This window comes from Gordonia cholesterolivorans (assembly GCF_039531975.1).
Taxonomy (GTDB): Bacteria; Actinomycetota; Actinomycetes; order Mycobacteriales; family Mycobacteriaceae; genus Gordonia; species Gordonia sihwensis.
On sequence record NZ_BAAARB010000014.1, the window covers coordinates 43,432 to 68,827 of the forward strand.

At 68.4% G+C, this 25,396-nt stretch carries 24 protein-coding genes; 11 read left to right on the forward strand and 13 right to left on the reverse strand.

The window, feature by feature from the left end; all coding sequences use genetic code 11:
- Positions 1 to 15: 15 nt before the first annotated feature.
- Together ABFX36_RS13210 and ABFX36_RS13215 are read left to right on the forward strand one after the other, a co-directional pair.
- On the forward strand, positions 16 to 1,707 hold the full coding sequence (locus tag ABFX36_RS13210) for a DEAD/DEAH box helicase (protein WP_346076714.1): 1,692 nt from the start codon (positions 16 to 18) through the stop codon (positions 1,705 to 1,707).
- Entirely contained in the window at positions 1,704 to 2,249 is a 546-nt protein-coding gene (locus ABFX36_RS13215; RefSeq protein ID WP_006895437.1) for an SWIM zinc finger family protein, read from the forward strand. Before ABFX36_RS13210 ends, ABFX36_RS13215 begins: the two co-directional genes overlap by 4 nt.
- A 53-nt stretch (positions 2,250 to 2,302) precedes the next feature.
- Here ABFX36_RS13215 and ABFX36_RS13220 read toward each other — a convergent pair whose 3' ends face one another.
- Complete coding sequence (locus ABFX36_RS13220; protein WP_062367748.1) at positions 2,303 to 3,817, reverse strand: outer membrane protein assembly factor BamB family protein; 1,515 nt, start codon at positions 3,815 to 3,817, stop codon at positions 2,303 to 2,305.
- A gap of 62 nt (positions 3,818 to 3,879) precedes the next feature.
- On the opposite strand from ABFX36_RS13220, the gene coaE reads away from it, so the two are divergent.
- Entirely contained in the window at positions 3,880 to 4,827 is a 948-nt protein-coding gene (gene coaE, locus ABFX36_RS13225; RefSeq protein WP_197462943.1) for a dephospho-CoA kinase, read from the forward strand.
- 139 nt (positions 4,828 to 4,966) lie between these two features.
- Here coaE and dmpG read toward each other — a convergent pair whose 3' ends face one another.
- The 3 genes from dmpG to ABFX36_RS13240 are packed head-to-tail and all read right to left on the reverse strand — an operon-like array spanning position 4,967 to position 7,786.
- Positions 4,967 to 5,992, reverse strand: coding sequence for a 4-hydroxy-2-oxovalerate aldolase (gene dmpG / locus ABFX36_RS13230; protein WP_006895434.1), 1,026 nt, complete (start codon positions 5,990 to 5,992; stop codon positions 4,967 to 4,969).
- A complete protein-coding gene (locus tag ABFX36_RS13235) occupies positions 5,989 to 6,954 on the reverse strand; it encodes an acetaldehyde dehydrogenase (acetylating) (RefSeq protein WP_006895433.1) in 966 nt (321 codons plus the stop codon). Before ABFX36_RS13235 ends, dmpG begins: the two co-directional genes overlap by 4 nt.
- The gene (locus tag ABFX36_RS13240; protein WP_375003992.1) at positions 6,947 to 7,786 is read right to left on the reverse strand and encodes a 2-keto-4-pentenoate hydratase; all 840 of its coding nucleotides are present in this window, start codon (positions 7,784 to 7,786) and stop codon (positions 6,947 to 6,949) included. Before ABFX36_RS13240 ends, ABFX36_RS13235 begins: the two co-directional genes overlap by 8 nt.
- A gap of 72 nt (positions 7,787 to 7,858) precedes the next feature.
- Here ABFX36_RS13240 and ABFX36_RS13245 point away from each other — a divergent pair, with 72 nt between their 5' ends.
- Entirely contained in the window at positions 7,859 to 8,665 is an 807-nt protein-coding gene (locus tag ABFX36_RS13245; protein ID WP_045536798.1) for an IclR family transcriptional regulator, read from the forward strand.
- A gap of 60 nt (positions 8,666 to 8,725) precedes the next feature.
- Here the strand turns inward: ABFX36_RS13245 and ABFX36_RS13250 are convergent, their stop codons facing one another.
- The 6 genes from ABFX36_RS13250 to ABFX36_RS13275 all read right to left on the reverse strand — a co-directional run bounded on the left by ABFX36_RS13250 (position 8,726) and on the right by ABFX36_RS13275 (position 14,559).
- Entirely contained in the window at positions 8,726 to 10,060 is a 1,335-nt protein-coding gene (locus ABFX36_RS13250; RefSeq protein ID WP_006895429.1) for an MFS transporter, read from the reverse strand.
- A 201-nt stretch (positions 10,061 to 10,261) separates the two neighbouring features.
- On the reverse strand, positions 10,262 to 11,254 hold the full coding sequence (locus tag ABFX36_RS13255) for an amidohydrolase family protein (RefSeq protein WP_062367746.1): 993 nt from the start codon (positions 11,252 to 11,254) through the stop codon (positions 10,262 to 10,264).
- Position 11,255: 1 nt separating this feature from the next.
- Positions 11,256 to 11,777 (reverse strand): 3-hydroxyanthranilate 3,4-dioxygenase, encoded by a 522-nt coding sequence (locus tag ABFX36_RS13260; RefSeq protein ID WP_006895426.1) that lies wholly within the window; start codon positions 11,775 to 11,777, stop codon positions 11,256 to 11,258.
- Positions 11,778 to 11,810: 33 nt separating this feature from the next.
- Positions 11,811 to 12,239 (reverse strand): RidA family protein, encoded by a 429-nt coding sequence (locus tag ABFX36_RS13265; RefSeq protein ID WP_006895424.1) that lies wholly within the window; start codon positions 12,237 to 12,239, stop codon positions 11,811 to 11,813.
- Positions 12,236 to 13,048, reverse strand: a complete 813-nt coding sequence (locus tag ABFX36_RS13270; RefSeq protein WP_346076722.1) for a 2-keto-4-pentenoate hydratase — start codon at positions 13,046 to 13,048, stop codon at positions 12,236 to 12,238. Before ABFX36_RS13270 ends, ABFX36_RS13265 begins: the two co-directional genes overlap by 4 nt.
- A gap of 35 nt (positions 13,049 to 13,083) precedes the next feature.
- Positions 13,084 to 14,559: a 2-hydroxymuconic semialdehyde dehydrogenase gene (locus ABFX36_RS13275; RefSeq protein WP_006895421.1), complete on the reverse strand. Its 1,476-nt coding sequence runs from the start codon at positions 14,557 to 14,559 to the stop codon at positions 13,084 to 13,086.
- A 168-nt stretch (positions 14,560 to 14,727) separates the two neighbouring features.
- Between ABFX36_RS13275 and ABFX36_RS13280 the strand changes: the two genes are divergently transcribed.
- The 3 genes from ABFX36_RS13280 to ABFX36_RS13290 are packed head-to-tail and all read left to right on the forward strand — an operon-like array spanning position 14,728 to position 19,993.
- Complete coding sequence (locus ABFX36_RS13280) at positions 14,728 to 15,642, forward strand: alpha/beta hydrolase (protein ID WP_231649987.1); 915 nt, start codon at positions 14,728 to 14,730, stop codon at positions 15,640 to 15,642.
- Between the two features lie 11 nt (positions 15,643 to 15,653).
- Entirely contained in the window at positions 15,654 to 19,049 is a 3,396-nt protein-coding gene (locus ABFX36_RS13285) for a pyruvate carboxylase (RefSeq protein ID WP_346076725.1), read from the forward strand.
- Entirely contained in the window at positions 19,046 to 19,993 is a 948-nt protein-coding gene (locus ABFX36_RS13290; RefSeq protein WP_346076727.1) for a LysR substrate-binding domain-containing protein, read from the forward strand. Before ABFX36_RS13285 ends, ABFX36_RS13290 begins: the two co-directional genes overlap by 4 nt.
- A gap of 35 nt (positions 19,994 to 20,028) precedes the next feature.
- Here the strand turns inward: ABFX36_RS13290 and ABFX36_RS13295 are convergent, their stop codons facing one another.
- Both ABFX36_RS13295 and rpsA read right to left on the reverse strand, forming a co-directional pair.
- The gene (locus tag ABFX36_RS13295) at positions 20,029 to 20,703 is read right to left on the reverse strand and encodes a DUF1361 domain-containing protein (RefSeq protein ID WP_412475175.1); all 675 of its coding nucleotides are present in this window, start codon (positions 20,701 to 20,703) and stop codon (positions 20,029 to 20,031) included.
- A 124-nt stretch (positions 20,704 to 20,827) separates the two neighbouring features.
- The gene (gene rpsA, locus ABFX36_RS13300; protein ID WP_006895416.1) at positions 20,828 to 22,297 is read right to left on the reverse strand and encodes a 30S ribosomal protein S1; all 1,470 of its coding nucleotides are present in this window, start codon (positions 22,295 to 22,297) and stop codon (positions 20,828 to 20,830) included.
- A 216-nt stretch (positions 22,298 to 22,513) separates the two neighbouring features.
- Here rpsA and ABFX36_RS13305 point away from each other — a divergent pair, with 216 nt between their 5' ends.
- From ABFX36_RS13305 to ABFX36_RS13320, 4 genes are all read left to right on the forward strand, one after another.
- Positions 22,514 to 23,044, forward strand: coding sequence for a 2'-5' RNA ligase family protein (locus ABFX36_RS13305; RefSeq protein WP_006895415.1), 531 nt, complete (start codon positions 22,514 to 22,516; stop codon positions 23,042 to 23,044).
- An 83-nt stretch (positions 23,045 to 23,127) separates the two neighbouring features.
- Positions 23,128 to 23,943 (forward strand): class I SAM-dependent methyltransferase, encoded by an 816-nt coding sequence (locus ABFX36_RS13310; protein WP_006895414.1) that lies wholly within the window; start codon positions 23,128 to 23,130, stop codon positions 23,941 to 23,943.
- Between the two features lie 165 nt (positions 23,944 to 24,108).
- Complete coding sequence (locus tag ABFX36_RS13315; RefSeq protein ID WP_006895413.1) at positions 24,109 to 24,570, forward strand: DnaJ family domain-containing protein; 462 nt, start codon at positions 24,109 to 24,111, stop codon at positions 24,568 to 24,570.
- A gap of 9 nt (positions 24,571 to 24,579) precedes the next feature.
- Positions 24,580 to 24,873 (forward strand): DUF2277 domain-containing protein, encoded by a 294-nt coding sequence (locus ABFX36_RS13320; protein ID WP_006895412.1) that lies wholly within the window; start codon positions 24,580 to 24,582, stop codon positions 24,871 to 24,873.
- On the opposite strand, the gene ABFX36_RS13325 is transcribed toward ABFX36_RS13320, so the two are convergent.
- Complete coding sequence (locus tag ABFX36_RS13325) at positions 24,861 to 25,313, reverse strand: MarR family winged helix-turn-helix transcriptional regulator (protein ID WP_006895411.1); 453 nt, start codon at positions 25,311 to 25,313, stop codon at positions 24,861 to 24,863. The genes ABFX36_RS13320 and ABFX36_RS13325 overlap by 13 nt on opposite strands.
- Positions 25,314 to 25,396: the final 83 nt, after the last annotated feature.

A 25,396-nucleotide genomic window follows, 5' to 3' on the forward strand; every position in this document is an offset into this window, starting at 1 on the left:
CTGTGGGCGCCTTCGGTGTCCGCAGGGCGAACGCATACCCTTCGCATTCCGCTGCCCTCCGGGCACGGGCCCACGGCAGGCCTCGTCCCCTCGAACGTCGCCTGCCGGATCGTCGACGCCGACCGCCTGCCCGCCTGCCAGACCCCGTCGGCGCAGGCCTGGTCGCGCATCGCTGCCGACCCGGACGCGGACGTCGAGTTGCCTCCCGCCGCGCACGCGGTCCTGAACGCGACCGGTGACGCCGCGACCTCGGCCGCCTACGCTCGTGCGGTCTTCGTCGACACCCTCGCCGCGGCCGAGTCGCTCCGGCCCCTGCTCACCGCGGACCTGCGCGCCTACCAGCTGCGCGGCGTCACCTGGCTCGCCGAGGTATGCGCGGAGGGCTGCGGCATCCTCGCCGACGAGATGGGGCTGGGCAAGACGTTGCAGACCATCGCTCACCTGGCCCGCGCCGGCCACGGGCCGGCGCTGGTGGTGTGTCCCACCGGCCTCGTGACGAACTGGATTCGCGAGATACGCCGCTGGACTCCCGGTCTGGAGGCCACCGACTTCCGCGGTGGCGAACTGCCACCGCCCGGCGACCGCACCGTTGTCGTGACCGGGTATCCCACCCTTCGCCGTCACACCGGCGCACTCGCCGCAGTGAGATGGGCCACCGCCGTATTCGACGAAGCGCAGGCGCTCAAGAACAGCCGGACCCAGGTCTCGCGCGCCGCGCGGGCGATCACCGCCGACGCACGGATCGCGCTCACCGGGACGCCGATCGAGAACAATCTCGACGAACTCTGGTCGGTGCTGAACCTGGTCGCGCCCAGCGCCTTCGGCAACCGCGCGCTCTTCCGCCGCCGCTACACGCTGCCGATCCAGAACGGCTCGGCCACGGCCAAGCACCGTCTGCACGATGCGATCTCGGGACACATTCTGCGACGCACCAAGAGCGAGGTCGCCGCTAACCTCGGACCCAAGATCGAGACGGACGTGCAGTGCGACCTCACCGAGGAACAGGGCAGGATCTACGACGCGATCCTCGACCGCGCCGAGGCAGAGGGATTCGGAGCCGGGATGGCGCGACGCGGCGCGATCCTGGCGGCCCTGACCCGGCTCAAGCAGGTCTGCAATCATCCGGGTCTGATCGCTTCCGGACCGGTCACCGGTCGTGTGGAGGGTCGTTCGGGAAAGCTCGACGTCGCCGCGGAGATCGTCGGTACCAACGTCGAGAACGGTTCGCCAACCGTCGTGTTCACGCAGTACCGCCAGACCGGTGAACTGCTCGCCGCTCATTTCGGCGACCTCCTCGGAACGCGGGTTCCCTTCCTGCACGGCGGGCTCACGCGGACTGAACGCGACCGGATCGTCGACGAGTATCAGTCGGGCGCGGGTTGCGGCGTTCTCGTCGCGAGCCTCAAGGCCGCCGGCACCGGTCTCACCCTCACCCGCGCGGCCGACGTCGTTCACTTCGATCGATGGTGGAACCCCGCGGTCGAAGCTCAGGCGACCGACCGGGTGCACCGGATCGGCCAGGATCGCATCGTCACCGTCACCACGCTGACCACGGCCGGAACGCTGGAGGAGCACATTGCCACGATGCACCGGAAGAAGGCCGCGCTGGACCTCGACGCCGACGCCGGCGCGCTCGCGGTTCTCACCGAGCTCTCCGACGAACGGCTGATCGAAGTCCTGCGCCGGAACCGAGAGGAGGCCGCATGAGTACCAGTAGCACAGAGTTCGGATTCACCGTCTGGGGCCGGGACTTCCTCCGGATCGCGGAGCCGACCCACGTCACCAGGCCGGAGCCCGCCCTGCCGAGAGCGAGGCGCATGGCGCGCAATGCGATGAACGACGTGCACGTGGAGGGACGTCTGATCCGCGGCACCGTCGTCGCAGGCGATGCGGCGTCCGTCGCGTATCTCGAGTTCGCTCCGATGGGACGGGACGCGGCGCGTGCGGTCGCTGACCTGGTCGGTGCCACACCCGGCCCATCCGCGTTGACCGACGAGGTCCACGCCGCACTCGGCCCGCGACCGCCGGAACTCGCAGTGGTCGACTGCTCGTGTCGCGCGCGGTCACCGCGCTGCGTGCACGTCCTCGCGCTGCTCTACGAGACGATTCGCCTGGTCGACGAGGATCCCCGGCTGGCGTTGTCGCTGCGAGGCTTCGGCGACGCTCTCGACGGCGAGGTGCCTGCGGACGACCGCATCGGCCCGTGGACGCCGCTGTCCGCACTGGATCCGGCGACGTTCTACGGGTGAGGCGCGGCCCCGCCGGTCGCGTGGCGGATCGGTTCACGATTGCGCGACACCGGTCAGGAGGCGTAGCGGGCGATCCAGCCGGGTCCGTAGCCGGTCGAGCCGACCGAGTAGAGAACGCGCCCGACTTGCTGCCAACCGGCATCCCGGTCTGCCGGGTCGATGGTCCACCGCCTGCTTCCGTTCTCGCCGTCGAACGCCGTCAGTCGTGGAGCATTGGGCCGCTGGTGCTCAGCCGGGTCGCCGGCGAACAGCAGTCGCCGACCGTCGAACCCGAACAGCCATGCCCCGAAGTTCGACGTGACGGTTCCACCGGACTCGCCGGTGGCGGCATCGATGAGCCGCCAGGTCTCCGAGTACGCATCGCCGGGCCCGAACTCGCTCGTTCCGACCGCCACGTGTCGTTCGTCGAGGGCGCGGACCTTTGCGATGCCGTCGCCTGTGACCGCTCGGGTCCAGCGCAGCGCGCCAGTGTCAGCGGTGACGACGCCGACCTTGCGCCCGGAGACGACGGGGATCGACTCGGGGTCGACGAGCGGTCGCTCGCGCGGAAAATCTGCGCCCTCGGCCAGCCGCCACCCGATTAATCGACCGGTCCGCCGCCCGGTCTCGTCGTACGTCACGGTCACCGGACTCCCGCCCGCCGGGTCGACCGCGAATCCACCTTCATAGAGCAAGTAGTTCGGTCTCGACGGCTGCCCGACGATCGACGTGCACACCATCATTCCGGTGACCTCGTCCGGCGCGCCACAGCTCGGGGCCATCGACGTCGGTTCACGGTGGACCAGGGTGCCGGTGTCGGCCCGGTAGAAGGAGACGGCACCGTCGTCGGACTCCATCACGATCACCCTGGAGCCGATCACCGACCGCACGGTGCGCTCTCCGGTCGACCCGTTGACCGACCACGAACGCTGCCCCGTCGGCTCGAATCGCGTGATCAACGGTCTCCGGTCCACGGTGGCAGCACCCCTGTCGGGGACCGGGCCCTCCTCGCGGAGTCCGACGCCTGAATCCCTGGGCACCGCAACGACGAATCCGTCATCGACCGACACGATGCTGGGCGTCCCGTGGACGCGGACGGTCTGCACGACGCGCTCGGCACCCGAGGCCAGGTCGAAGAAGGAGACGCGAGCCACGACGTCGCCGCTCAATCGGACGTTCTTCGTACATGCCAGCGTCGGGCCGTCTCCGACGGCGCAGTCGGCCCAGTGACCCGCCTCGCGTCGACTCCACAGCACCTTCCCCGACTGCACGTCGACCGCCGCCAACGTCGTCGTACGCGCGTGCGGCTCGGCAGCGCCGACGACCACCACCACATCATCCGACTGCGCCTTGATCGAGATCGACGCACGTTCATCGGCGGGTTCGTCAGCTCCCAGGACGTCTTCCGCAGTCAGCTTCCACCGTTCACCCGGCGCCGACGGCATGGACTGCAGCGCAATCGGTCCCGGCCCGTACTCGAGATCGTCGTCTCCGCGCGGCCACAACACGACGCCGACCACGACCACCTCGACGATCATCAGGAGAACTACGACGACGGGCAGAACACTCCGATGCGACAGTGGCGGCATATCGCCGATTCAACCATCACGCCGTACGTTGCGGTGACCGATGGTCTGACACACTGGGACTCGTGATCAGAGTGGGACTCACCGGCGGCATCGGCGCCGGCAAATCGACGGTTGCCAAGACCTTCATCGAACACGGCGCGTATCACGTCGACGCCGACCGCATCGCCCGCGAGGTGGTGGAGCCCGGCACGCCGGGTCTGGCTCAGCTCGTCGACGCCTTCGGACCGGAGATCCTCGACGCCGACGGCGCTCTCGACCGTCCGGCCCTCGCGGCGCGTGCATTCGTCGACGACGACAGTCGCAAGCTCCTGAACTCGATCACGCATCCATTGATCGGCGCGCGGACCCAGGAGCTCACCGACGCGGCGCCCGCCGACGCGATCATCCTTCACGACGTCCCGCTCCTCGTCGAAGGGAACATGGCGCCGTTCTATCACGTGGTCGCCGTGGTGCACGCGGATGCGGACGTCCGGCTGGACCGCCTGGTGAACCTGCGCGGCATGGATCCCGAAGACGCGCGGTCCCGAATCGCGGCGCAGGCGACGGACGACCAGCGTCGAGACGTCGCCGACATCTGGCTCGATAACTCGGGGACCCCGGACGAGCTCGCGGCTCAGGCTCTGCGCGTCTGGAACGAGCGATTGATTCCGTTGCGCGACAACGTTGCCGGCCGCGTCTGTGCCGAGCTGCCGACACGGCCACAGGAGTACGACCCTTGGTGGGCCGTATTGGGACGCCGCGTCGTGAACCGCGTATGGGCGCTGGTCGGGGCCGGAGCGACGGCGGTCGAGCACGTCGGCCCGACCGCCGTCGTCGGGCAGTCGGCGCCACCGGTGATCGATATCCGGGTGACGGTCGCCGACCTCGGATCCGCGGATTCGCTCGCGGACGCACTCGCCGACGGCGGGTTCCCGCGGCTGTCGTCGTCCGAGGACGAACGCCTGCACGCCAGCGCCGATCCGGCGCGTCCGGTCCGCGTGCACGTGTGTCCGGTAGCGCCGTCGGCGTAGCGGTTCGCGTGGCGGACGTCAGACTCCGATCGCCCGTCGAATCAGCGCCGACGACGCCAGACAGGGGCCGGTATCCGCTCGGCACGACGAAGCCCGCGCAGTCGGTGACCGCGCGGGCTTCGTCGAATTGAGCGAGATGCTAGGCGACCTCGCCGTCGCGCTCCGCCACCAGAGTGAGGGCGATGTCGACGATCATGTCCTCCTGGCCACCGACCAGACGCCGTTCACCGCACACGGTGAGGATGTCGCGCACGTCGAGGTCGTACCGTTTGGCCGCGGCCTCGGCGTGACGCAGGAACGACGAGTACACGCCGGCGTAACCGAGCGTCAGCGTCTCGCGGTCGACGCGGACCGGGCGGTCCTGCAGTGGCCGGACGATGTCGTCGGCCGCGTCCTCCAGCTTGTTCAGGTCGCAGCGGTGCTCGAAGCCCGACAGATTCGCGACGGCGACGAAGGGCTCGATCGGGCAGTTGCCCGCTCCGGCACCGTGGCCGGCCAGCGAGGCGTCGACGCGGTAGACGCCGTTCTCGACCGCGACCACCGAGTTGGCGACCGACAGCGAGAGGTTCTCGTGAGCGTGGATGCCGATCTCGGTCTCCGGATTCAGCACGGCCCGGTAGGCCTTCACTCGCGCGACCACGTCGTTCATCGTCAGGCGTCCGCCCGAATCGGTGATGTACACGCAGTGCGCGCCGTAGCTCTCCATCAGCTTGGCCTGCTCCGCCAGCTTCTCGGGGGTCGACATGTGCGAGAGCATCAGGAAGCCCGAGACGTCCATGCCGATCTCCCGCGCCGCGGCGATGTGCTGTGCGGAGACGTCGGCCTCGGTGCAGTGCGTCGCGATGCGGACCGACCGGACGCCGAGATCCCATGCGTGCTTCAGTTCCTCGACAGTGCCCACGCCCGGCAGCAGCAGAGTGGTGAGCCGTGCGTTCTTCAGAACACTCGCCGCGGCCTCGATCCACTCCCAGTCGGTGTTGGAACCGGGCCCGTAGTTCACCGAGCCGCCCGCCAGACCGTCGCCGTGCGCCACCTCGATGGCGTCGACGCCGGCCTCGTCGAGCGCAGAGACGATGCGCTTGACGTCGTCGGTGCTGATCTGATGGCGGATGGCATGCATGCCGTCACGCAGCGTGACGTCCTGGACGAAGATGGGGGTGCTCATGCGTTGGACTCCTTCAGCGCTGCGATCCGCTCCGCGTACTGCAGGCCCGCGGACGTCATGATGTCGAGGTTCCCGGCATAGGCCGGCAGATAGTGCGCGGCACCCTCGACTTCGAGGAAGACCGACACCTGGTGGGTGGGAGCCGACTCCGGCTCCTGGGTCATCAGCGTCTGAACCGGCGACCCCTCGGCGATCGGGTTGATCTGCACCTTCTGCTTCAGTCGGTACCCCGGGACGTATGCGGAGACGTCCGCGACCATCTTCTCGACAGAATTGCGGATCCGCTCCTGAGTGTCCAGGTCCGGCGCATCGACCAGCGCATACACGGTGTCGCGCATGATCAGCGGCGGCTCGGCCGGGTTCAGGATGATGATGGCCTTGCCGTTGCGGGCCCCGCCGACCTGCTCGATGGCCGCCGACGTGGTCTCGGTGAACTCGTCGATGTTGGCGCGGGTGCCGGGTCCGGCCGACTTGGACGCGATGGACGCGACGATCTCGGCGTAGGCGACCGGCGCCACGCGGGACACCGCGGCGACGATCGGGATGGTCGCCTGCCCGCCGCAGGTCACCATGTTGACGTTCTGCGCATCGAGATGGTCGCCGATGTTCACCGCCGGCACCACGTACGGTCCGATGGCCGCCGGCGTCAGGTCGATCAACCGCTTGCCCAGCGGCTGCAGGATCGACGCATTGTGCTCGTGGGCTTTGGCCGAGGTGGCGTCGAAGACGATCTCGATCTCGTCGAAGTTCGGCATCGCGACGAGACCCTCGACGCCTTCGTGCGTGGTGGGCACGCCGAGGCGCTGGGCGCGGGCCAGGCCGTCGGAGTCGGGATCGATGCCGACCATCGCACCCATCTCGAGGTGCTTGGCGGTCCGCAGCACCTTGATCATCAGATCGGTCCCGATGTTGCCGGAGCCGATGATGGCGACCTTCGTCTTGCCGCCTGACGTCTTACTCATGGGAGTTCCCTTCACTGAAACGGGCTTTCACCGATCCGAGGCCGTCGATCACGACGGTCACCTCGTCTCCGGGTTGAATCGGGCGCATGGGGCCGAGCGCTCCGGACAGGATCACCTGACCCGCGCGCAGGGGTTCGCCGAAGTCGCGGGCGGCCCGGGCCAACCAGGCGACGGCGTTGAGCGGGTCTCCGAGGCAGGCCGCGCCCTCACCGGTCGAGACCTCCTCGCCGTTGACGAGCATCGACATGCCGACGTCGACGGGACGGAACTCGTCGAGCGTCCTGCGGTCGGTGCCGAGGACGTAGACCCCCGAGGAGGCGTTGTCGGCGACCGTGTCGGCGAATGCGATGTCCCAGCCGTCGATGCGGCTGTCGCAGACCTCCAGTGCGGCGACGCCGTAGTCGATCGCATCGCGGATCTGTTCGATGTCGAGCGGACCGTCGGCGAGATCCTTCTTCAAGACGAAAGCGACCTCCGCCTCGGCCTTGGGCTGCAGCAGCCGGTCGATCGGAACCACCTCGCCGTCGCCGTACGCCATGTCGTCGAAGAGGACGCCGAAGTCGGGCTGGTCGACGCCCATCTGGTCTTGAACGGCCGCAGAGGTGAGGCCGATCTTGCGGCCGACGATCGTCGCACCGCCGGACACCCGGCCCGCGGTCAGCCGTTCCTGGACGCGGTAGGCCGCGGCCAGATCCGTGGGTCCGATCAGGTCGCGCACCGGAGTGCACGCCTGTCTGGTCTGGAGGGCGGTGAGCAGCCGCTGCGCGGCCTGGTCTTCGGCGACCGGATTCTGCGCCGGCTCGCGTTCGGTGGTCTCGGTCATGGTGACCATGCTCACCGCTGTGCCGCCCGAAGAGAAGAGCGTCGTCTCGCTGAGCGAGACGGAGGCGGTAGTGTCGTCCGCATGGCCAGAACGACGCCCTCGAAACCGTCGGATCCGGGCGACGGCGAGCACGCCGTGGACCGCGCCACCGTCGTCGGCAAAGTGGTGACCATCCTCCGGGCCTTCACTGTCGACGACAACGAACTGAGCCTCGCCGAACTGGTGCGCCGCACCGGTCTGCACAAGGCGACGGTGCATCGGCTGGCCGGTGAACTCGTCGGGGTCCGGCTCCTCGACCGGACCGACGACGGGTACCGACTGTCCGGCGGCCTGTTCGAACTCGGGATGCTCGCGTCGGTGGAACGCAGTCTGCTGGAGATCGCGATGCCCTTCCTCCAGGACCTCTACGGGCGAACCCGGGAGACCGTGCACCTGGGTGTCCTCGACGGCCACGAGGTGGTCTACGTGGCGAAGATCGGCGGTCACCGTCAGGCCAGCGCGCCCTCGCGCACAGGCGGCCGGATGCCGTTGCACTGCACGGGGATCGGCAAGGCACTCTTGGCGCACTCGGATCCCGCTCTGCAGCAGAGCGTCCTCGCCGGACCGCTCCCCCGCCGCACCCCGCGAACGATCGTCGCGCCGGGCATCCTGGCGCGCCAACTCGATGCCATCCGCGAATCCGGAGCGGCCTTCGAGTACGAGGAGTCGGCTCCCGGAATCGCGTGCGTCGCGGCGCCGATCCTGGACGTCGCGAACAACACCGTGGTGGCCGCAGTCAGCGTGACCGGCCCGCTCACGCGGTACCGGCCCGAGGCGCACACCGACGCGGTCCGCGCCGCAGCGACCGGGATCGCGTCCACCCTCGACCGTCGACGCACGCTGCGTTGACGAGGCGGGGCGGCCGATCGAATCGGCCGCCCCGCCTCGTCGCCGGAGTGTCGCGAGTCGTCACACGGTCGCGCCTTCGGCGGCGGCCGCCGCAGCGGGTTCCGGCTCCGGCACCCGAGCGAACAGAACCACCGCGCACACCAGGCTGAGCAGGCAGACAACGGCGAGATACGCGGTGACGCCGGCGGCGCCACCGGACTCCCCGACCAGCGCCGAAGAGATGATCGGTGCCAGTCCCCCGCCCAGAATCGCGCCGACCTGCAGGATCAGCGAAGTTCCCGAGTAGCGGACGGCGGCCGGGAAGGTGTCGGCGATGATCGCGCCCTGGACGCTGTGCGTGATCGGCACGATGACGCCCATCCCGAGGAACGCCGCGGCGGTGATCACCGCACTGCCCGTGCCGAGCATCGGCAGGAAGACCAGACACCAGATCAGCAGCGCGACCGACCCTCCGACGAACATGGAGCGCCGGCCGCTGCGGTCGGCGATCCGAGTCCAGAACGGGATGGTCGCGAACCAGATCACGGCCGCGACCGAGACGCAGACGATGAGGAAGGAACGGCTGTAGTCGAGGTGCTCGGTGCCGTACGAGAGGGTGAAGACCATGAACACGTAGGCCACCGCCGAGTTCGCGATCATCACGCCGAGCGTCAGTGCCATCCGCCCGACACCCACGCGCATCGCCTCTCGCAGCGGGAACCGCTCGACGGCCCGGTGACTGACGACCCGGCTGAACGAGGGCGACTCCTCGACGTGCAGGCGGATCACCAGACCGATCACCACAAGCACCGCGCTGAGCAGGAACGGGATCCGCCAGCCCCACGCGTCGAAGGCTCCGGACGGCATCACCGCATTGGTGGTCAGGAAGACGACGTTCGCCAGGACCAGTCCGGCGGGAGTGCCCATCTGCGGGAAACCCGCGTAGAGGTTCCGCTTGCCTGCGGGCGCGTGCTCCATCGACATCAGCGTGGCGCCGGCACCCTCGCCGCCGAGACCGAGTCCCTGGACCACGCGAAGCAGCACCAGCAGTACCGGCGCCCACACTCCGATGGACCCGTAGTTGGGCACCACGCCGATCAGCGTCGAGGCCGCACCCATCATCAGGAGCGAGACGATGAGCGTGTTCCGCCGTCCGACCCGGTCGCCGAAGTGACCGAAGACGAGGCCACCGAGCGGACGCGCGACGAAGCCGACGGCGAACGTGCTGAAGGCCGCGAGCGTGCCTGCGGCGGGACTCAACGACGGGAAGAACTGTTTGTTGAAGATCAATGCGGCAGCTGTGCCGTAGAGGAAGAAGTCGTACCACTCGAGAGTGGTGCCGACGAGCATCGCCGAGGCGACCCGGCGTCGCGCCTGCTGATCGCTCAGTGCCTTGTCGGAGGATCGGGTGAACATCGATATCGGCCTTTCATGGGTGTGAGGTGACGACGCCGACGAACGATCAGTAATCGGGGTCACATTCAGAAGACGGCATACGGCGGCGCGTGAGAAATGCCTTTCCCCGCGGTACCGATGCCCCGGCGGGCATAGGGATGGAGCGGGCCGTCGGCGCACCACCCGGCGGCCGGACACCGCCCGGCTCCGGTGCGGGGAGACTCAGAGTCCCAGGAAACGCTCGGCGTTCCCGTGTGTGATCAGCGATCGGGTGGTCGAATCCAGGAATTCGCTCTTTCGCACCACTTCGCCGACCGGCCGCTCTCCGAGCGGATAGGGGTAGTCGCTGCCCACCAGCACCCGGTCGCGCCCGATCGTGTCGACCAGCAGCCGCAACGCGCGTTCGTCGAAGACCACCGAATCGACGTAGAACCGTCCGAGATAGTGCGACGGCGGATATTCGGAGGTGCCGATGACATCGTGGCGCCGATGCCAGGCGTTCTCCATCCGACCGAGCCAGAAGGCGAACGAGCCGCCGCCGTGCGCGAAGGCGATCTTGAGTCGCTCGTCCACTCGGTCGAAGGTGCCGCCGAGGATCATCGCCAGAATCGACAGATGCGACTCGGCGGGCATCCCCACCAGCCATTGCGCCATCCAGCGGTCCAGTCGCGGCGATCCCGCCATGTCCCACGGGTGAACGAAGACGGGGACGTCGCGGTCGGCGCAGTGCTGCAGAAAGGTGACGACGCCTTCGTCGTCCAGATCACGATCACCGACGTGGTTGCCGATCTCGACGCCGCGGTGCCCGTTGGCGAGGCACCGGTCGAGTTCCTCGCATGCGAGATCGGGATCCTGCAGCGGCACCTGACAGAACGGGATCATCCGTTCGCCGGCCGCGTCGACGATCTCGAGTGCCAGATCGTTGAACACCGCGGAGATCCGCGCGGCCTGTTCACCGGTCCTCGCGTAATTGAAGAACACCGGCGTCGGCGAGACCACCTGGGTCGCCACCCCGTCCGCGTCCATATCGCGCAGGCGCACCTCCGGATCCCAGGCGTCGGACTGGATCCGGCGGAACTCGACGTCGCCGGTCATCATCATCGCCTCGCGTTCGGACTCCACACGCAGCCACGGTGCTTCGGGACCGGCGACGTCGCGCAGGTCGGGCCATCCCTTCGGCACATAGTGGGTGTGGACGTCGATGATGTCGCTCACTTCAGCCCTTCCCCGGATGGAGGGCGCCGCATTCACGGCAGGTCCTGGCCTGCTCATCGGAACCGAAGGAGTCGAAGACCGGAGGCATGTCCTCGACGAGGTCGCGCACCTGCAACTCCACCTCGTGCAGCTTGGTGTGGCATTCCAGGCAATACCACTGGAACTTCTCCAGCGTGCCCTCCTTGCGGACCCGCTCGATCACCAGACCGATCGAATCGGGGTCGGGCCGCTGCGGCGAATGCGGAATGTTCGCAGGCATCAGCCACGTCTCCCCTTCCCGGACATCGACCCGTCGCGGCCCGTCCTCGGTCATCAGGTTGACGTGGATGTCGCCGCGGAGCTGGTAGAACCACTCCTCGTACGGCTCGTAGTGGTAGTCGTAGCGCTCGTTGGGGCCGCCGACCACCTGAATGATGAAGTCGTCTCCGAGCGCCATCATCTGGTTGTTCACCGGCGGCTTGAGCAGATGGCGGTTGTCGTCGATCCAGCGCTGGAAATCGATGACGGGCGGAATAGTCGTCATGGGAACTCCTGGGGTTGTGAGTGGGTGGCCGAGTCACGGCCGCCGGCGATGTGCGATCGCCTGGATCTCGATGAGCAGGTGCGGATGCGGGAGCTGGTGCACCGCGACGGTGGTCCGCGTGGGACCGTTCTCGTCGAAGTACTCGCCGTAGACGCGGTTGTAGGCGCCGAAATCGTTCATCGACACGAGGTAGGCCGTGACCTGACAGAGGTCGTCGAGTCCGGCGCCGACCTCGGCGAGGATGTCGCGGATGTTCTCGATCACCGCTCGCGTCTGCGCCTCGATGTCGAGGGAGGCGGTGCCCATCTCGTCGACCTCGACGCCGACGAACGTGTTGTCCGGACGGCGCGAGCTGGTGCCGGAGACGAAGATCAGATCGCCGACCGTCTTCACGTGCGGGAATCGTCCTCGAGGGGTGGCTTTTCCGCTGACGACGAGCGCCTCGGCGCCGGCGGCGCTCATCGGCGGGCCGCCTCTCCGACTGCCGTGAAGGAGACCGTTCCGAGTCCTTCGACGGTGCACTGCACGTCCGTGCCGTCGGGCGTGGAGGCGGTGAGCGGCAGCGCGGCGGTCGCCGCGCCGGCGAGTATCACGTGGCCGGCCTCGAGCGGAATGCGCCGCCGCCGGCACATGTCGAGGAGCGCGAGCAGGGCCTGAGCCGGATCGCCGAGGATCGCGGCGGTGGAACCGTGCACCGAGTCGGCGCCGACGCGCAGGGTCACGTCAAGGTCCGCCGCGTCGCACAGCGGCGACCACTCCCCGATCGCATATCCGGCCGCCGAGGTGTTGTCGGCCACCACGTCGGCGTAGGTGAAGGCGAAGTCCGGATAACGCGAGTCGATGACCTCCACCGCCGGAGCGATCGCCGAGACCGCGTCGAGGATGTCCTCGTTCGGGTCGTCGAGGCGCACATCGCGCGAGAGCAGATACGCCACCTCCGGCTCCGCCTTCGGGTGGATGAACTTCCCGAGGTCCACCGTGCCGCCGTTCGCGACGGTCATCGCGTCGGTGAGCCGGCCCACGATGACGTCGGAGACGCCCATCTGCGCCATCTTGGCCTTGCTGGTGAACCCGAGTTTCACTCCGACCACGCTCTCGCCGCGCGCCGTTCGCAGCCCGATCAGTTCTTCCTGCACCCGATATGCGAGGTCGACGTCGAAGGCGATACCGATCGCGGGATCACGTTCGATGCTCGGGGTCTCTCGACATCCGGTCTGGGCGTGGTCGAGACGGCCGGCCAGCGCGGCCGCCTCGTCGTCGGTGGTGTGCATATGCGGTCCTTTCGCTTCGGACGGAGGTGTGGTGGTCACAGTTGCAGGCAGACGTTGGTCGGTTCGGTGTAGAAGTGCAGCGAGGATTCTCCGCCCTCGCGGCCGATGCCGGAGAGCCCGACGCCGCCGAACGGGGCTCGCAGATCACGCAGGTACCAGGTGTTGACCCACGAGAGCCCGACGTTCATCCGCGCGGCGACGCGGTGACCGCGACGCAGATCGTCGGTCCAGACAACCGACGCGAGCCCGTACTCGGTGTCGTTGGCGAGTGCGATCGCCTCCTCCTCGGTGTCGAACGGGACCAGACCGGCCACCGGGCCGAAGATCTCCTCGCGCATCACGCGACTGCTGTTGTCGACGCCCGTCCACAGCGTCGGCGCGATCCACGAACCCCCGTCGAGGTGCTCTCCCACGTCCGGGACCCGGCCCCCGCACACCACATCGGCGCCTTCCGCGCGGGCGAGGTCGAAGTAGCTCAGGACCTTCCTCCGGTGCTTCTCTGAGATGAGCGGGCCGGTCGTCGTCGCCTCGTCGAACGGATCTCCCAGCCGCAGCGAGGCGGCCTCGGTCGCCAGGCCGGCCACCACCTCGTCGAAGATCCGCCGCTGAACGTATACGCGCTCGGTGCACAGACACACCTGGCCGGTGTTGGTGAAGATCGACCGGCTCAGTCCCTTGACCGCCTCGTCGACGTCCGCGTCATCGAAGACGATCGCCGCGTTCTTGCCGCCGAGCTCCAGCGAGACCGGCCGCACCCGCGGCGCCACCGTCCGCATGACGTGACTGCCGGTGGCCGACGATCCGGTGAAGGTGACACCGTCGATTCCGGGATGCTCGGTCAGGAACGCCCCGGCCGAATCGGCGCCGAAACCGTGGACCACGTTGTACACACCGCGCGGCAGACCGGCTTCCGCGAGCACTTCGGCCAGCAGCGAGGCGGTGGCGGGAGTGTCCTCGCTCGGCTTCACCACCACCGCGTTCCCGCAGGCGAGCGCCGGTGCGACTTTCCAGGTGAGGAGCAGGAGCGGGAGGTTCCAGGGGACGATGATCGCGATCACGCCGAGCGGTTTGCGGACCGTGTAGTTCAGGGCTCGGCGACCGTCGGCGGTGTCGGTCAGGTACGACTGCTCGCCGGCGCTCGACACCAGGTCGGCGTACGCGCGGAAGTTCATCGGAGCGCGGGCGACGTCGAGGGCACGCGCCTGTGTCACCGGCTTGCCGGTGTCGGCGAGCTCTGCGGCGACGAAGTCGTCGAAGCGCTGTTCGATCAGGTCGGCGGCACGACGGAGGATCCGGGCCCGATCTGCGACCGGCCGGTCGGCCCAGCCGGCGGCCAGCGCACGTCGCGCCGAACCGACGGCACGGTCGACGATCTCGGCTCCGGCCTCGTGAACCCTGGCGTACGCGGTGCCGGTGGCGGGGTCGACCGCGTCGAACGCCGACGCCGGATCGGGGTCGAGGAATGCGCCGTCGACGTAGTTGCGAATCCATTCGGGGTGGGGTGCGGTCATGAATCCACTGTGATCCGCATCGCCATGTGGTTCAAATACCTAGCGGAATCACTCACATACCGAAATAGTCATAACGGAGATGGTCACAACCGCCGACCGGAGTGCCGGTCGTCATAGCAAAAATGGCATAGTCGGGTACGTGTTCGGCATTAGACGGGTATGAGTTGCGTGCCAGACCCTGAAGACGATTCGTTGCCGTTCGAAGGAGCCCCGTTGTTCGACCCCGAGATCGCCGCCGCATACAGCGCCCGCGGAACCGTGTCCCCGGAAACCTTCGCCAGGGTGATGGACGATTACCGAACGCGGTCCGAGCGCGCAGTCCGGGATCTGCCCGGCGCCCGCGGCGTCGCCTACGACGAGCACAGCGACGAGGTGCTCGACGTGTGGGGGATCGCCGACGCTCCCCGTCCGGTATTCCTGGTGATCCACGGCGGATACTGGCGCTCGCTGTCACGCCTGGACACCGCGTTCATGGCGCGCACGCTGGCCGACCACGGTATCGCCACTGTCGCTGTCGACTACGGACTGGCTCCGGCGACCTCCCTGCCCGAAATGGTCCGTCAAGTCAGGGCGGCCGTCGCATGGGTGCATCGCGACGGACCCGCGCACGGCCTCGATCGCAACAGGATCGTGGTCTGCGGCAGTTCGGCGGGTGCTCACCTCGCCGCGACCACCATGATCGGCGGTTGGCAGGCCGACCTCGGGCTGCCCGATCGCGCAGTGCACGCCGGCCTGCTGATCAGCGGACTCTATGATCTGCGGCCGCTGATCCACGCCGAGGCGAACGAGTGGCTCTTCCTGACCGAGCAGTCCGCTGCCGACCTCAGCCCGGCCCTCGCACCGCTGCCCGACGATCCCGCTCCGGCGGTGATCGCCATGGCCGAGCACGAGGCCGACGGCTTCCGCCGGCAGAGTCGGGACTTCCACCGGCACTGGGCCCGCGGAAGTGCCGGCCCGCTCCTGACCGTTCCCGGACGGAACCACTTCGACGTCTTCGTCGACCTGGCCGATCGCGACACCGAACTGTCGTCGGCCGTGCATCGTCTCTTCGCCCTGACCGCACCGACCCACACCCCGAAATGAGGACCCCCGTCATGTTCCGCAAGATCCTTGTCGCCAACCGAGGCGAGATCGCGATCCGCGCCCTCCGCGCGGCCGTCGAGCTGGGCATCACCACCGTCGCGGTGTACCCGCACGAGGACCGGAACTCTCCCCACCGGTTCAAGGCAGACGAGGCGTACCGGATCGGCGAGCCCGGGCATCCCGTTCGGGCCTACCTCGATGTGGACGAGATCATCCGTGTCGCGAAGGAATCCGGTGCCGACGCCGTCTACCCCGGATACGGATTCCTCTCCGAGAACCCCGAACTCGCACGGGCGTGCGCCGCGGCCGGGATCACCTTCGTGGGTCCGACTGCCGAAGTCCTTCAGCTGACGGGCAACAAGTCTCGAGCGATCGCCGAAGCCCGCGCCGCCGGGCTCCCGGTCCTGGCGTCGACCGAACCCTCCACCGACGTGCAGACGCTGCTGGACGCCGGCGAGTCGATGACCTTCCCGGTCTTCGTCAAGGCCGTCTCGGGCGGCGGTGGTCGCGGCATGCGCCTCGTCGACGATCCCGCACTCCTGCGCGCGGCGCTCGAAGAGGCCTCCCGCGAAGCGGAGTCGGCGTTCGGCGACGGTGCGGTGTACATCGAGCAGGCGGTGAGCGGGCCGCGGCACATCGAGGTCCAGGTCCTCGGCGACGCCACCGGCGACGTCGTCCATCTCTATGAGCGCGACTGCTCCGTCCAGCGTCGCCATCAGAAGGTCATCGAGCAGGCACCCGCGCCGGACCTGCCCGCGGACCTGCGCGAGCGCATGTGCGCCGACGCCGTGCGCTACGCACGCCACATCGGCTACACCTGTGCCGGGACGGTCGAGTTCCTCCTGGACCGCAGCGGCGACTACGTGTTCATCGAGATGAATCCCCGCATCCAGGTGGAACACACCGTCACCGAAGAGGTGACCGACGTCGATCTCGTCCAGACCCAGTTGCAGCTCGCCGCCGGAGCCACTCTGGCCGGTCTCGGACTGTCGCAGGACACGATCGCGCTGCACGGTGCCGCCATGCAGTACCGGATCACCACCGAGGACCCCGCGAACGAATTCCGGCCCGACACCGGACGCATCACGGCGTACCGGTCGCCCGGCGGCGCCGGCGTCCGCCTGGACGGCGGGACCACGGTCGGCGCGGAGGTCGGCGCCTACTTCGACTCCATGCTGGTCAAGCTCACCTGCCGCGGGTCCACTCGCGACATCGCGCTCGCCCGCGCCCGCCGCGCGCTGATGGAGTTCCGCATCCGAGGGGTGACGACGAACATCCCATTCCTCCGCGCAGTGCTCGACGATCCGACGTTCCAGTCCGGCGCCGTCGACACCGGCTTCATCGCCGCGCATCCGGAGCTGCTGCACGGCAACGCTCCGGCCGACCGCGGCACACGCATGCTGAACTACCTGGCCGACATCACGGTCAACTCCCCCAACGGCAAGGCTCCGGCGGGCGTGGACCCGGCCTCCAAGCTGCCGCGGCCGGCATCCGAGCGATCCGTGCCGGAGGGCTCCCGCCAGCGGCTCGCCGCCCTCGGCCCCGAACGCTTCGCCGCCGATCTCCGTGCGCAGAAGGCGCTGGCGATCACCGACACCACCTTCCGCGACGCGCACCAGTCGCTGCTCGCCACACGCGTCCGCACCAAGGACCTGACCGCTGTCGCCGGCCACGTCTCCTCGAGCATCCCGGAACTGCTGTCGATCGAGGCCTGGGGCGGTGCGACCTACGACGTCGCCCTGCGTTTTCTGCACGAGGATCCGTGGGACCGCCTGGCACGACTGCGCGAGGCGGTGCCGAACATCTGCCTGCAGATGCTGTTGCGGGGACGCAACACCGTCGGCTACACCCCTTATCCCACCGAGGTGACCGATGCCTTCGTGGCCGAGGCCGCCGCCACCGGCGTCGACATCTTCCGCATCTTCGACGCGCTGAACGACGTCGACCAGATGCGTCCGGCGATCGACGCCGTGCGCGCGACCGGCACTGCGGTCGCGGAGGTCGCCCTCTGTTACACCGGTGACCTGACGGACCCGGCGGAGGATCTCTACACCCTCGACTACTATCTCCGGCTGGCCGAGCGCGTCGTCGACGCCGGCGCGCACATCATCGCCGTCAAAGACATGGCCGGGCTGCTGCGCGCCCCGGCCGCCACCACGCTCGTGACGGCCCTCCGGTCGCGTTTCGACCTTCCCGTTCACGTCCACACGCACGACACCGCGGGCGGCCAGCTGGCGACGTACCTCGCGGCGTGGAACGCCGGCGCGGACGCGGTCGATGTGGCCGCGGCCCCGATGTCGGGCGGTACCAGTCAACCGTCGATGTCGGCGGTGGTCGCGGCGACCGCCCACACCGACCGCGACACCGGCATCGACCTCGACGCGGTCTGCGAGCTCGAGCCCTACTGGGAGTCGATGCGCGGGCTCTATCACCCGTTCGAGGCCGGCATCCCCGCTCCGACCGGCCGCGTGTACACCCATGAGATCCCGGGCGGTCAGCTGTCGAATCTGCGTGCGCAGGCCACCGCTCTGGGGCTCGCGGACCGGTTCGAGGAGATCGAACGCGCCTACTCCGGTGTCGACCGGGCCTTCGGCCGCCTCATCAAGGTGACGCCGTCGTCGAAGGTCGTCGGCGACCTCGCCCTCGCTCTCGTCGGTTCGGGCGTCAGTGCCGAACAGTTCGCCGCCGATCCGACGGTGGTCGACCTCCCCGAGTCGGTCACCGGATTCTTCCGCGGCGAGCTGGGCACTCCGGCCGCGGGTTGGCCCGAACCGCTCCGCACCCGGGCGCTCGGCGACACGCCGGCCGTGGCACCGCCGCTCGCCGAACTGACCGACGACGACCGCGCCGGGCTCGCAGCCGACTCGCAGACGCGCCGGACCACACTGTCACGGCTGCTGTTCCCCGGTCCGTCCAGGGAATTCATCGAGCACCGCGAGACCTTCGGCGACACCTCGGTGATCGGCACCCGCGAGTTCTTCTACGGTCTGGTTCCCGGCACCGAACACGTCGTGGAACTCGGACCCGGTGTCACGCTCCTTCTCGGCCTCGAGTCGATCTCCGAAGCCGACGAACGCGGGATGCGTACGGTGATGTGCTGGATCAACGGCCAGCTGCGGCCGGTCCAGGTGCGCGACCGCTCGATCGAAGACGCACGGCCGCGGGCCGAGAAGGCCGATCCGTCGGTTCCCGGTCAGGTGCCCGCCCCGTTCGCCGGCGTGGTCACCCTGGAGGTGTCCGAAGGCGACGAGGTGGCCGCGGGCGACACGATCGCCCATATCGAGGCGATGAAGATGGAGGCGGCGATCACCACGCCGGTGGGCGGCGTGGTCGGCAGGATCGCGGTGCCGGGGGTGGCGCAGGTGGAGAACGGCGACCTGCTGATCACGATCACCTCCGGGGTATGAGTGCGGCGGACCGGCCGTCGATCGATCTGCCGAAACTGCTCGACGGCCGGCTGAAGATCCGGCACCTGGTCTTGATCGACGCGCTGTCGCGGCAGGGCAGCGTGATCGGCGCAGCCGCGGAACTCCACGTCACTCAGCCGGTCGCCACGCGAAGCCTGCGCGACATCGAGGCGATCGTGGGAGTGGAACTGTATGAGCGCGGCCCGCGGGGAATCACGCCCACGATCTTCGGGGCGGCGTTCACCGAGCACGCGCGGGCGATCCTCGCACAGCTGAACCAGGCGGGTCGCCATGTGGTGGAGCTGGCGGACGCCGATCGCGGCACCGTGATCGTCGGGACGCATCTCGCGGGATCGAATGTGCTTCTGCCGCAGGCGATTGTGCAGTTGAAAGCGAAGCATCCGCGACTCACCGTCGTGGTGCGAGAGGGCTCGCCGGAAGCGCTGCTCGCTGAACTCGAGGCGGGTCGGATCGACATGATCGTCGGTCGTCTGACATCGCCGAGCACATCGACTATCACGCGTATCCCGCTGTACGAGGAGTCGGTGGAGGTCTTCGCCGGCGCCACCCATCCCCTCGCGGGGGCCGGACCGTTCTCTCTCGCCGACACCCGCGGTTACCCGTGGGTGCTCCCCGGCGTCGAGACCGCCCTGCGCGGGGAACTCGAAGCGGTGTTCGCCCGCAGCGGAACCGCGTTGCCGGAGAACCGTGTGGAAGCGACGAGCTTCCTCACGGTACGGGAGCTGCTGCACCATACGGAGACGCTCGCTGTGCTGCCCAGCCTCATCGGACGCGGCGACGCCCGCCTCACCCCGCTCGACGTGGACCTCGGATCCATCGGGCACAGCGTCGGACTCACCGTCGCCGCCGACCGTCCGCTCAGCCCGTCGGGCCAGGCTCTCGTCGCGCACCTGCGGACGGTCGCCGAAGTACGGCTCGGGTGAGACTGCAGGAGACGGACAGGTCGGCGGCGCCGCCGTCAGTGGTCGGCGTCGCCGATCGACTCGTAGGTCCACATCGTCAGGTATGCGGCGGCCAGGAAGACAGCAACCGCGACGGCGACGCCGGACGAATGCACGTGCGCGAAGGGTGACCTCACCCATCCCATCGTCTGGGCGACGACGGCGTCCGGCCGGGTCACGAGATCCCAGGAGTTCCAGCGCTGGAACCGACCGATGACCACTCCTACGGCGCAGAGGATCACCGATGCGGCGACGGCGGCCCAGCCCGCGGCCCGTCCCCAGTCCGCTTCGATGCGTCGGTGCACCAGCCGCATCGAGACGACGCCGAGCATCACGCCGGTCCATGCCGCGAATCCGTACTGGAGAATGTGCCGCCAGAGTTCGTAGCCTTCGCCCAGATGCACGAGGTCGGTGATCAGGTAGGGCGCGTTGGGCAGGAAGGCCAGCCACGCGAGTCCGAGCGGAATCAGCGCAAGCTTGTTTCGCACGATGACGAAGGCGCACGCGATCAGCAGCGGAAGCCAGGCGAGGAATAGATTCCAGATCAGGAAACGGGTCGGATACACCAGCGGCGCATGGGGATCGGTCACACCGACGACGATCGTCAGCGCCGTCGTCGCGGCCAGGGCGCCGATCAGGGCGAGCCGGCGCCAGGTGAAAGACATCGTGTCCGAAGTCGGCTCTTCTCGCATGGCCACACGGTACGCGAGCGGCCGAGCCCCAGCTCGCCCCGACTCGTCCGGACAGACGACAACACCCCGGAACCGAGGTTCCGGGGTGTTGTTCAGTCAGTCACTCCGACCGACCGCGCGTGAATCAGGCGTTGCCCGACAGCTTCTCGCGCAGTGCGGCGAGCTGCTCGTCGCTGGCGAGCGATCCGCCGGTCTGGGCCGGGCCGCTGCTCGACGAGGTCGACTGCGAAGCCGAACTCGACGACGAGTAGTCGCTCGGAGCGTTCTCCGCCTCGGCGGCAGCCGCGGCGAACTTCTCGATCTGAGCGGTGTGCAGCTTGTGACGGCGCTCGGCCTCCGCGTAGCGGGCCTCCCACTCCTCACGCTGCTTGTCGTAGCCCTCGAGCCACTCGTTGGTCTCGGCGTCGAAGCCCTCGGGGAAGATGTAGTTCCCCTGGTCGTCGTAGCTGTCGGCCATACCGTACTTCGAGGGGTCGAACTCCTCGGTGTAGTCCTCGTTGGCCTGCTTCAGCGACAGCGAGATGCGGCGGCGATCCAGGTCGATGTCGATGACCTTGACCATCGCGTCGTCGCCGACGGAGACGACCTGGTCCGGAACCTCGACGTGGCGCTCGGCCAGCTCGGAGATGTGGACCAGACCCTCGATGCCCTCTTCGACGCGCACGAAGGCGCCGAACGGCACGAGCTTGGTGACCTTGCCCGGAACGATCTGACCGATCGCGTGGGTGCGGGCGAACTGGCGCCACGGGTCTTCCTGGGTGGCCTTCAGCGACAGCGACACGCGCTCGCGGTCCATGTCGACGTCGAGGACCTCGACGGTGACCTCGTCGCCGACGGTGACGACCTCGGACGGGTGATCGATGTGCTTCCACGACAGTTCGGAGACGTGAACCAGACCGTCGACGCCGCCGAGGTCGACGAACGCACCGAAGTTGACGATCGAGGACACGACGCCCTTGCGGACCTGGCCCTTCTGCAGCTGGTTGAGGAACTCGCTGCGGACCTCCGACTGGGTCTGCTCCAGCCAAGCGCGGCGCGACAGAACGACGTTGTTGCGGTTCTTGTCGAGCTCGATGATCTTGGCCTCGACCTCCTTGCCGATGTACGGCTGCAGGTCGCGGACGCGACGCATCTCCACCAGCGAAGCCGGGAGGAAGCCGCGCAGGCCGATGTCGAGGATCAGGCCGCCCTTGACGACCTCGATGACGGTGCCCTTGACGGCCTCGTCCTTCTCCTTGAGCTCCTCGATCGTGCCCCAAGCGCGCTCGTACTGCGCACGCTTCTTCGACAGGATCAGGCGGCCTTCCTTGTCCTCCTTGGTGAGAACGAGGGCCTCGACCTCGTCGCCGACGGTGACGACTTCGTTGGGGTCGACGTCGTGCTTGATCGACAGCTCGCGCGAGGGAATGACGCCCTCGGTCTTGTAGCCGATGTCGAGCAGGACCTCGTCGCGATCGACCTTGACAATGGTGCCTTCGACGATGTCGCCGTCATTGAAGTACTTGATCGTCGAGTCGACAGCGGCGAGGAAGTCCTCGGCCGAGCCGATGTCGTTGACGGCTACTTGCGGCGAGGAAATCGTGGGGGACGACATATGTTGAGTTGCTCCGGACAGGTATCTAGTAGGTACGGTAAACGGGACAGTCTTCGCAGGCTGCGCCCGGTTTCCTTCGATTGTGCGCACCGCCTCGACGTGACGTTCCGGTCGGCGCAGAGTGCATGCTTCGCGCATACACGTGTGCAAGCGTACTACTGCGGGCCTACCTGCACAAATACTGTCTCCGGGACGCGCGCACAGAAGGAGCCGAGGATGGCACATTCGATCGAGATCCTGCCCGATCCCGAGACCGAGGCCGCCGTTCGTGCGCAGTGGGACGCGCTCGAAGCCGCCGGATTGCCGAGCGCGGGCCGGGTGCGGGCCCGGACCAATCGGCCGCACTGCACCCTGCTCGCCGGCACTGCGATCTCGCCCGCCGCCGATTCCGCCCTGGCCTCCACGGCCCAGCGACTGCCCTTCGAGTTCCGAGTCGGCGGCGCGGTCGTGTTCGCCGCCGGCCGCAAGTACACACTGGCCCGCGCGGTGGTGCCGTCGTCGGAACTGCTCACCGTCCATGCGACGATCGTCCGGCTCACCCGCGAACGGGTCACCGAGCTCGCGCAGCACAGCCTGCCCGGACAGTGGACGCCGCACGTGACGCTCGGGCTGCGACTGACTGCCGACGAGCTCGCGGCCGCGCTGCAACTGCTGTCGTGGCCGACCGTCGTAGGACGGGCGTCGGCCATCCGCAGGTGGGACGGCGACGCGAAGGTCGACGTGGTGATTCCCGGCCGAGGCTGCTGAGGTCGACGTGTGCTCCGCGTTCAGTGACCGGCATGCGGTCACTAGGCTCGGAGCCAACGCCATGCCACGAGAGGACCATCTCCATGACTTCCCGACCGCCTCGCGTCCTCGGTGAGATCGACTCGGCCGTCAGCGAACGAGCGAACCGGACATGGTGGGACGGCGAAGCCGACGAGTACCACGAGGAGCACGGCCACTTCATCGGCGGCGACACACCGGGAGGCGAGTTCGTCTGGGGCCCCGAGCGCTACCGGGAGTCGGAGGCCCGGCTTCTCGGCGACGTCGCCGGCCGCGACGTGCTCGAGGTCGGATGCGGCTCGGCGCCGTGCGCGAGATGGCTGAAAACCCAGGGCGCCAACGTGATCGGTCTCGACGTGTCGATCGGCATGCTGCGGCACGGCCTGGAGTCGATGCAGCGCGACGACGCACCGGTTCCCCTCGTCCAGGCCGGCGCCGAGCACCTCCCCTTCGCCGACGAGTCGTTCGACAAAGCCTGCTCGTCGTTCGGCGCCGTCCCGTTCGTCGCCGACTCGGCCCGCATGATGCGCGAGGTCGCGCGGGTGCTGCGCCCCGGCGGCCGATGGGTGTTCGCCACCAACCATCCGATTCGCTGGATGTTCCTCGACGACCCCGGACCCGAAGGTCTCGTGGTTCGTATGTCGTACTTCTCGCGAACCCCATACTCGGAGACCGGCGACGACGGCGAAGTCACGTACGTCGAACACCACCGGACGATCGGTGATCGCGTTCGCGAGATCGTCGCCGCGGGTTTACTGCTGGAGGACATCGTCGAGCCGGAGTGGCCCGACGACCTCGAGGACGAGTGGGGCCAGTGGTCGCCGCTGCGGGGCTCCTACTTCCCGGGCACCGCCATCTTCGTCTGCCGCAAGCCCGAATGAGGCGCGCAGAGCCGTCGAGTCTCGACGGCGCGACCGTCCGCCGTCTCGGGTCTCCCGCCGACCGAGCGAACCCAACCCTCCCGCCGACGAGCGAACCCGGCCCTCCCGCTGGTTGAGCGAGCGGAGCGAGTCGAAACCACCCAGACCACCCTCCCGCGTGCACCAATGGATTTCGACTCACTGCGCGCACGCAACCCGCTGACGGTCACCCAGCGTCAAGCTCGACGCGGCGACTTCGACGATCTGCCCGGAGCCGGCGAACCTCTCGATCTGTCAGACCACGACGACCCGGATTGGTGGATCAAGCGCTACTTGAAGCGAGAGCGGCTCGTCTCACTGCCGCCGTCCCTCCAATTGCGGAAGGACGACGCCGAACTCGACGCCGAACTCGATGCGATGTCCAGCGAGCGGGCCGCGCGCCGCGAGGTGGAGGATTTCAACACCCGGGCGGTCAACGCCCGGTATCAGACCCCGGAAGGGCCGCCACTGATCACGATGCCGCGCGACGTCGAGGCGACCCTCGGCGCGTGGGCCGCCCGCCGGGCGGCTCGAGCCGAGCAGGCTCGCACGCACGCTGAGATCGCGACCGACTCCGCTCCGGGCACGAGACGTGGCGGCGCGGCGTAGCCTGGGCTCATGTGCCGCAACATCACCGAACTGCGCGGCCTTGAGCCGGCAGCGACTGACGAAGAGATCCGGGCAGCCGCGCTGCAGTACGTGCGGAAGGTCTCCGGAATCCGCAAGGTCACCGACGCCAACCACGACGCGATCGAGACGGCGGTAGACGCCGTGACCGCGGCGACCGTTGAACTCCTCGACGCACTTCCGGCCCGCAGGCAGCCTCCGCGAACCGTCCCGCCGCTGCGGCGTCCCGAAGTACGAGCACGAATCGCGGCGCGCGAGGCGCGCCGACCGATTCAGTCCTCCTGATCGATCTCCGCCAATACCTTGCGCAATCGACTCCGATCGGAGGACGAGAGCCGACGGAACAACGCCGACTCGACCACGTCCAGGCCCCTGTCGGCCTCACCGAGCCGCTCGGTGCCGGCAGGGGTGATCGTGACGATCTGCCGACGCCGATCCTTCGGGTCCGGGGAACGCGCGGCCAGCCCCTCCTTCACCAAGCCGTCGATGTACGGAACGAGATCGGGCGGATCGACGCGCACCGCCTCGGCGAGCTGCCGCTGATAGAGCCCCTCGCCGTCGACGAGCACCGCGAGGATCGCGTGTTGATGCGGCAGGAGCCCGTGCCGTCTCAGCTCCGCCGCATACGCCCGGCGCACCCCGATCGCCGCCTTCACCAACTGGAAGCCGAGCCGTGCGCTCAGCGAATCGCCGAGAAGGTCTTCTGGCGGCGCCTTACCTGTCATCCCGTCAGCCTATCGAGTGCGGCAACTCTCACCGATTTCGTTATGGACCATAATTGTTGGTTGACCCATTCATTATTGCGGTC